Here is a 7412-nt window from a genome sequence, read left to right as displayed (position 1 = left end):
ACCGGGGGCGTCTTTTCAAGCTGCTTCAGCGAAGCGCCTTGCGATTGCGCGACACCAGCAATGGCACCAGCACGACGGTGAGGACGAATGCCACCAGCGCCCATTGCGCCAGCGACAGGCCGAGGATCGGTGGGTACGGGGTGGAACAGAAACCATCGACCTGAAAGCCCAGCGGGAAGATCTTCGCCAGCGGCAGGCTATCGACAATCGGCTGCAACACATCCACGCCGCAACTGACCGCGGGGAAAAACTGGGTGTACACATGGTGCCCGGCCACCCCTGCCCCCGCCAGCGCGCAAAGCACGACCAGGCCTTCGAACACCGTCAGGCTGCGGCGCGTGCGCATGGCCGCGCCGATGAAGGCGAAGATAGCGATCAGCAACAACGCATAACGTTGCAGGATGCACAGCGGGCATGGCGCTTCACCAAGCACTACCTGCATATATAAAGCACCGCCGATCAGACCCAGGCAGATCAACCCCAGCAGCACCAGATAGCGCCGCTCACGGCCCAGCCGCAGCATTTCCTCACTCATTGCGTTTCCCTTTGATAGGCATGGATCGACGCGCGGCCTTGCGGCGACCGGCGCGCCTTCGGATGGCCGAAGTCTACACGCAGATCGTGAACGAGCGCAGTCGGCAATGTGAGAGGGAATAGACAGGAAGGAGGTTAAGCGGGGATTAATTCCAGCGCAGCGGCGGTCATGTCGCCGCTTTCGCGAGCAGGCTCGCTCCCACAGGTCATGCGTCGTGCATGAATGTTCCGGATAACGCAGATTCTCTGTGGGAGCGAGCCTGCTCGCGAAGAAGGCAACCCGGTCACCCGGATTGCCCTGGCATTTATTCCAAAGCAGCCGCCGGCCCGAAAAATTCATAGCGGCTTTGTTCCGGCGGTACGCCCAGCGCCTTGAGGTGACGCTTGATGGCTGCCATAAAGCCCTTCGGCCCGAGGAAGTACGCGTCCAGGTCACGCTGCTCGGGCAACCACTGCGCCAGTTGCTCTTCACTCAACAGTCCTACCTTGTCAGCCGCCGGCCCTGCGCTGTCGTGCTCGTCATAGCAGTAGAAGCGCTTGAGTTGCGGGTGCCGCTTGGCCAGGTCGTCGATCCACTCGCGAAAGGCATGGACCTGCCCATTACGCGCGCAGTGGATGAAATGCACCGGGCGCTCGGTTTGCAGCGCCGCTTGCAACATCGCCAGGGTCGGAGTGATGCCGACGCCGCCACTGATCAGCACCAGCGGCTTGTCGCTGGCGGTGAGGTAAAAATCTCCCGACGGCGGAAACAACTGGATGCTGCTGCCGATCTGGAAGTGATCGTGCAGGTAATTGGACACCCGTCCGCCCGCCTCGCGCTTGACGCTGATGCGGTACTGGCCATTGTTCGCCAAGGCCGACAACGAATAGTTGCGGCGCACTTCTTCACCGTCCAGCACCAGCTTCATACCGATGTACTGGCCGGGCTCGGCTTGCAGGATCGGTCCCTTGTCCGCCGGTTCGAAGTAGAACGAAGTGATTTCCGCGCTTTCCTGCACCTTGGCCGTCAGGATGAACTCACGTTCACCGCGCCAGCCGCCGGGTGCCGTCGCCTTCTGGTCATACAAACCGGTTTCGGCCCCGATCAGGATATCGGCCAACTGGTTATAGGCAGCGCCCCACGCCGAAATCACTTCCGGTGTAGCGATCTCTTCGCCCAATACCTCGGCGATCGCCCGCAGCAAGCAGGAGCCGACAATCGGGTAATGCTGTGGCTGGATCTGCAAGGCCACGTGCTTGTTGACGATCTTCGCCACCAGATCGCCCAACTGGTCGAGCTGATCGATGTGCCGCGCGTACATCAATACACCGTTAGCCAGCGCACGCGGCTGGTCGCCGCTGGCCTGGTGAGCCTGGTTGAACAGCGGGCGCACTTGCGGGTATTCGGACAGCATCATGCGGTAGAAGTGAGTGATCAGCGCTTCCCCACCGCTCTCAAGCAAGGGGACAGTGGAACGGATGATGGCGCGTTGTTCTCGACTCAGCATGGGTGACTCCTCGCGTGGTACAAATAACAGTTACCTATGCCTATCAGTTTTCATGCCAAAAATTTTTACCTTGAATTTCATATAGTTGAAGATGATGTAGTCATATCGACAAGACGACGTATATAGTCCATATGACTAGATGGAGTCATTATGACCGCAACTTCCTTGCTGACATCGCTATTGCCGCTAGTGGCCGACCTGTCCCGCGAACTGCCTGAAGGCGAGCGCTATCGGCGCCTGCTCGGAGCGCTGCGCAGCCTGCTGCCTTGCGACGCCGCTGCACTGTTGCGCCTGGACGGCGACTGCCTCGTCCCACTGGCCGTGGATGGCTTGAGCACCGACACCCTGGGCCGGCGATTCCGGGTCAGCGAGCATCCGCGCTTCGAAGCTTTGCTGGCCAATCCGCAGCCCACTCGCTTCGCCACCGACAGTGACCTGCCCGATCCGTACGATGGGTTGGTGGAAGGGCTGGATGAGCATCTGGAGGTTCACGACTGCATGGGCTGCCCGCTGTTTGTCGATGAGCAGCCCTGGGGCTTGCTGACCCTGGACTCGCTGGACCCGGAGCGCTTCGAGCCTATCGATCTGAGCGCGCTGCAAGCCTTCGCCAGCCTCGCGGCCGCCACCGTCAGCGCCGCCGAACGCATCGAGCGCCTGGCTTTGAGGGCCGAGGACGAGCATCGCCGCGCCGAGGTCTACCGTCAGGCCAGCGGCCAGCAGCAGCGCGACATGGTCGGCCAGAGCAAGACCCATAAACGCCTGGTGGAGGAGATCAAGCTGGTCGGGGGCAGTGACCTGACGGTACTGATCACTGGCGAAACCGGCGTCGGCAAGGAATTGGTCGCCCAGGCCATTCACGCCGCCTCCAACCGTGCCGACCAGCCGCTGATCAGCCTCAATTGCGCGGCATTGCCCGACACGCTGGTGGAAAGTGAACTCTTCGGCCATGTGCGCGGCGCGTTCACCGGTGCCACCCAGGACCGGCGCGGCAAATTCGAGCTGGCGGATGGCGGCACGCTGTTCCTCGACGAGGTGGGCGAACTGTCCCTGACCGTCCAGGCCAAATTGCTTCGCGTGTTGCAAAGCGGCCAGCTGCAACGCCTGGGCTCGGACAAGGAGCACCGCGTCGATGTGCGCCTGATTGCGGCGACCAACCGCGACCTCGCCGAGGAAGTGCGCAATGGCCGTTATCGAGCCGACTTCTACCACCGGTTGAGTGTCTACCCGCTGCAAGTGCCGGCGCTGCGTGATCGCGGGCGCGATGTGCTGCTGCTCGCCGGTTTCTTCCTGGAACAGAACCGCTCGCGCATGGGCCTTGGCAGCCTGCGCCTGACCAGCGACGCCCAGGCTGCGTTGCTGGCCTACGATTGGCCGGGCAACGTGCGCGAACTGGAACACCTGATCGGTCGCAGCGCGTTGAAGGCATTAGGCAAGCATCCGGTTCGGCCGAAGATTCTGAGTTTGAGCGCCGATGATCTGGATTTGCCTCACGCAGTCCCGGAAAATGCTCCGACCAATAGCCTCGCGCCAGCCTCCACGGGGACCGTATCCGGTGATTTGCGCCAGGCTACGGAAAATTATCAACGGCAAATGATCAGCGCCTGCCTGGAACGCCACCAGCACAACTGGGCCAGCGCTGCCCGGGAACTGGGCCTGGATCGGGCCAACCTGGGGCGGATGGCCAGGCGGCTGGGCCTCAAATAGTTTGCCGAGGAGATTTTGTGGCGAGGGGGGGTGCTCCCGCTGGGTTGCGAAGCAGCCCTCACCTGCAGCGCGGTTTCGAATTTGCGACCGCTGCGCGGCCGAGCGGGAGCCCCCCCCCCCCCCACAAAAGCAGCGTTACGTGGACAGTGCTGCAGCGACCCATGCGATCGACAGGCTTTCACCCTAAAGCCTGCCACCGACAAGTCGATAACCCGTTATCAAAAGCTGTCTTGGCGATCTTGATGCTCGCCCCACCTTTTTCCACAGAAGGTTTTTATGTCTTCCAACAAAGCCCGCGCAGATTCCCTTTCGCTTCTGCTGTTTACCTTGCGCAGCGGCAAGCTGATGGCAATCAACCTGCTCAAGGTCAGCGAAATCATTCCCAGCCCGCCCCTGACCAAATTGCCGGAGTCACACCCACACGTAAAAGGCATCGCCACATTGCGCGGAATGTCATTGTCGGTGATCGACCTGAGCCGCGCCATTGGCGAGCGGCCGCTGGAAGACCCGGACGGCGGGTGCCTGATCGTCACCGACGTCAGCCGCTCCAAGCAGGGCCTGCACGTGCAGGCGGTGAGCAAGATCGTGCATTGCCTGACCACCGACATCAAGCCGCCGCCCTACGGCTCCGGCGGTGTGCGTGCGTTCATCACTGGCGTGACCTCGGTGGACGGCACGCTGGTGCAGGTGCTGGACATCGAAAAAGTCATCCATGGCATCGCCCCGGCGCAAATCGAGACGGCGCCCACCGAGCTAAGCATGGAAGACGCCGAAGTCCTCGGCAACGCCCGGATCCTGGTGGTCGATGACAGCCAGGTGGCACTCCAGCAATCGGTGCATACCCTGCGCAACCTGGGCCTGCAATGCCACACCGCCCGCAGCGCCAAGGAAGCCATCGATTGCCTGCTTGAGCTGCAAGGCACGGTGCAGGAGATCAACCTGATCGTTTCCGACATCGAAATGTCCGAGATGGACGGTTACGCCCTCACCCGGACCCTGCGCGAAACACCGGACTTCGCTCACCTCTACGTGTTGTTGCACACCTCGCTCGACAGCGCGATGAACAGTGAGAAAGCGCGGCTGGCGGGCGCCAACGGGGTCCTGACCAAGTTCTCCTCGCCGGAACTGACCAAATGCCTGATCACGGCGGCCAAGGCCGTCGCCGAACAAGGTCGCTGAACCTGCCCGCATCCCGATGGTGCGCCGAGTGCACGAGGCTGCGAGTTCGCGGCCTCGATATCGTCCCAACCTCAGGCATACTCCTGCGCTGGCCTCCCAGAACAAGGATCTTGCCGATGAAAGTACCCTGCCTGATTTTTTTCGCCCTCAGCGCCCTGGCTGCCCAGGCTCATGCTTCCAGCTCCGATGCCTGGGCTGCCTACGACAAGAAGGTCCTCGCCAGTTGCATCAAGGCCAGCGGTCTGAAAAATGCCGAACCGGTCGGCAGCCCCGCGCAATTCGACGACCGGGTGGGCTACACCGCGCTGTTGCTGCAAGGCCAATACCCGCAAAAGCACATGAAAGGCGCGACCGGCACCGAGCTGTGCCTCTACCGCAAGAAAACCAAGAGTGCGTTCGTGACCGAATGGGACTCGATCCGCCCGACCGAAACCTCCCGATGAATGGCGCATAAATTGCTTCGCATGGTTTATCACGGCGTTTTTCTGTCGCCGCTCTAGCCAATTGCCTTCGGTCAATCAATGAACACGACGTTTTCCTGCGTAGGGTGCGGTAAATGCTGCACGGGCCATCACGTCCCCCTGACGCTCGACGAAGCCAGGATGTGGGCGAATGATGGCGGCCAGGTGATTGTCCTGGTCGAGGCCTTCCTGCCCAATGGCCTCGGCCTGCCGGTGGCGCAACGCGAGCACGCCGAACGGCGCTCGGCAGTAGTGCGCAGCGGCGCCAGCGAGGCCCGCGTGGCGATCACTTTCGCCGCCTACAACCCCGGTCCTTGCCATAATCTGGACGCCGACAACCTGTGCCGCATCTATGAGCGCCGGCCCTTGGTGTGCCGCATCTATCCCATGGAAATCAACCCGCACATTCCTCTCGATACCGCCGCCAAGGATTGCCCGCCGGAGTCGTGGGAAACGGGGCCGCAGCTGATCGTCGGCGGTCAGTTGGTAGACCAGGACCTGGCCCGGTTGATCGAGCGCTCCCGCCAGGCCGACCGTGAAGAGATCGCGATCAAGGAACGCATCTGCGTGTCCCTGGGCATCCGCACCACCGCGCTGAAGGGCGACGGCTTCACCGCGTACCTGCCGAACATGGCGGCGTTTGCCGCCGCCATCGATCAGGCTCGCGCGCAGCCATTGAATCAAGAGGCGGGTGAATGGCAGTTCCATTTGTCCGGTGATGACATTGCTCGCCAGGTCACCGACAGCGGCGCAAGTGTGGCCACCGAGGAGCCGCTCAACTACGCGTTTATTTCGCTGCGGGCCGCCTGACTCTGTAAAAAGGCCCCAGTGAAACAAAGGTCCCTGTGGGAGCGAGCCTGCTCGCGATGGCAATTTATCTGCCGGCCTATCGGTGCCTGACACACCGCTATCGCGAGCAGGCTCACTCCCACATAAGCTCAATCCAAAAAGGAAAAGTGTGGCGCTGGGATGCGCTGTCCCTCTCGCCTAACCCGCGCCAGGAATGTTAGCGTGCTTGGTATTCTCCGCAGATGAGCCTTGCACGATGAAAAAAACCGTACTTGCCTTCAGCCGTATCACGCCCCCCATGATCGAGCGCCTGCGCCAGGACTTCGACGTGATCGTGCCCAACCCGTCGAACGGCGACATCAATGCGCAGTTCAACGAAGCCTTGCCCCATGTCCACGGCCTGATCGGCGTTGGCCGCAAGCTCGGCCGCGAGCAACTGCAGCACGCCACGAAGCTGCAAGTGGTCTCCAGCGTGTCGGTGGGCTACGACAATTACGACCTGGCGTACTTCAATGAACGCGGGATCATGCTCACCAACACTCCCGACGTGCTCACCGAAAGCACCGCCGACCTGGCGTTCGCCCTGGTGATGAGCAGTGCCCGGCGCGTCGCCGAACTGGACGCCTGGACCAAGGCAGGACAGTGGCAGGCGTCTGTCGGGCCACAGCTGTTCGGCAGCGATGTGCATGGCAAGACCCTGGGCATCGTCGGCATGGGCAACATCGGCGCGGCCGTTGCCCGGCGTGGTCGACTGGGGTTCAACATGCCGATCCTCTACAGCGGCAACAGTCGCAAGCCCGAGCTGGAAAACCAGTTGGGCGCACAGTTTCGCGAACTGGACCAGTTGCTGGCCGAAGCGGACTTCGTCTGCCTGGTGGTGCCGTTGAGCGAGAAGACCCGCCACCTGATCGGCCAGCGTGAGCTGTCGCTGATGAAACCGAGCGCCATCCTGGTGAACATTTCCCGCGGCCCGGTGGTGGATGAGCCGGCGTTGATCGAAGCCTTGCAGAACAACCGCATCCGCGGCGCCGGGCTGGATGTCTACGAAAAGGAACCGCTGGCCGAGTCGCCGCTGTTCCAGCTGAAAAACGCCGTCACCTTGCCGCATATCGGTTCGGCTACCCATGAAACCCGTGAGGCCATGGCCAATCTGGCCGTGGAAAACCTGCGTAGTGCCTTGCTGGGCGAACGACCGAAGAACCTGGTCAACCCGCAAGTCTGGAAATAAGCGGGCCGAGTACTCACTGTGGCGAGGGAG

Annotated in this window: 7 protein-coding genes; 5 read left to right on the top strand and 2 right to left on the bottom strand. The window is 61.9% G+C overall.

The window, feature by feature from the left end:
* Positions 1-25: 25 nt before the first annotated feature.
* Both ACE04F_RS18210 and hmpA read right to left on the bottom strand, forming a co-directional pair.
* On the bottom strand, positions 26-535 hold the full coding sequence (locus ACE04F_RS18210; RefSeq protein ID WP_434602864.1) for a disulfide bond formation protein B: 510 nt from the start codon (positions 533-535) through the stop codon (positions 26-28).
* A gap of 304 nt (positions 536-839) precedes the next feature.
* Positions 840-2021, bottom strand: coding sequence for an NO-inducible flavohemoprotein (hmpA, locus tag ACE04F_RS18205; protein WP_486108838.1), 1182 nt, complete (start codon positions 2019-2021; stop codon positions 840-842).
* A gap of 150 nt (positions 2022-2171) precedes the next feature.
* Here hmpA and norR point away from each other — a divergent pair, with 150 nt between their 5' ends.
* The 5 genes from norR to ACE04F_RS18180 all read left to right on the top strand — a co-directional run bounded on the left by norR (position 2172) and on the right by ACE04F_RS18180 (position 7382).
* A complete protein-coding gene (norR, locus tag ACE04F_RS18200) occupies positions 2172-3725 on the top strand; it encodes a nitric oxide reductase transcriptional regulator NorR (RefSeq protein ID WP_486108836.1) in 1554 nt (517 codons plus the stop codon).
* Between the two features lie 276 nt (positions 3726-4001).
* A complete protein-coding gene (locus tag ACE04F_RS18195; protein ID WP_486108834.1) occupies positions 4002-4904 on the top strand; it encodes a chemotaxis protein CheW in 903 nt (300 codons plus the stop codon).
* Between the two features lie 116 nt (positions 4905-5020).
* Complete coding sequence (locus tag ACE04F_RS18190) at positions 5021-5347, top strand: hypothetical protein (protein ID WP_434695804.1); 327 nt, start codon at positions 5021-5023, stop codon at positions 5345-5347.
* A gap of 78 nt (positions 5348-5425) precedes the next feature.
* Entirely contained in the window at positions 5426-6175 is a 750-nt protein-coding gene (locus ACE04F_RS18185) for a YkgJ family cysteine cluster protein (protein ID WP_486108831.1), read from the top strand.
* Between the two features lie 235 nt (positions 6176-6410).
* Complete coding sequence (locus tag ACE04F_RS18180) at positions 6411-7382, top strand: 2-hydroxyacid dehydrogenase (protein ID WP_305496709.1); 972 nt, start codon at positions 6411-6413, stop codon at positions 7380-7382.
* Positions 7383-7412 lie beyond the last annotated feature (30 nt).

The organism is Pseudomonas sp. AGC41, assembly GCF_057334555.1.
The sequence above is the reverse complement of the archived record's forward strand: the minus strand, read 5'-3'. Positions and strand labels throughout refer to the sequence as shown.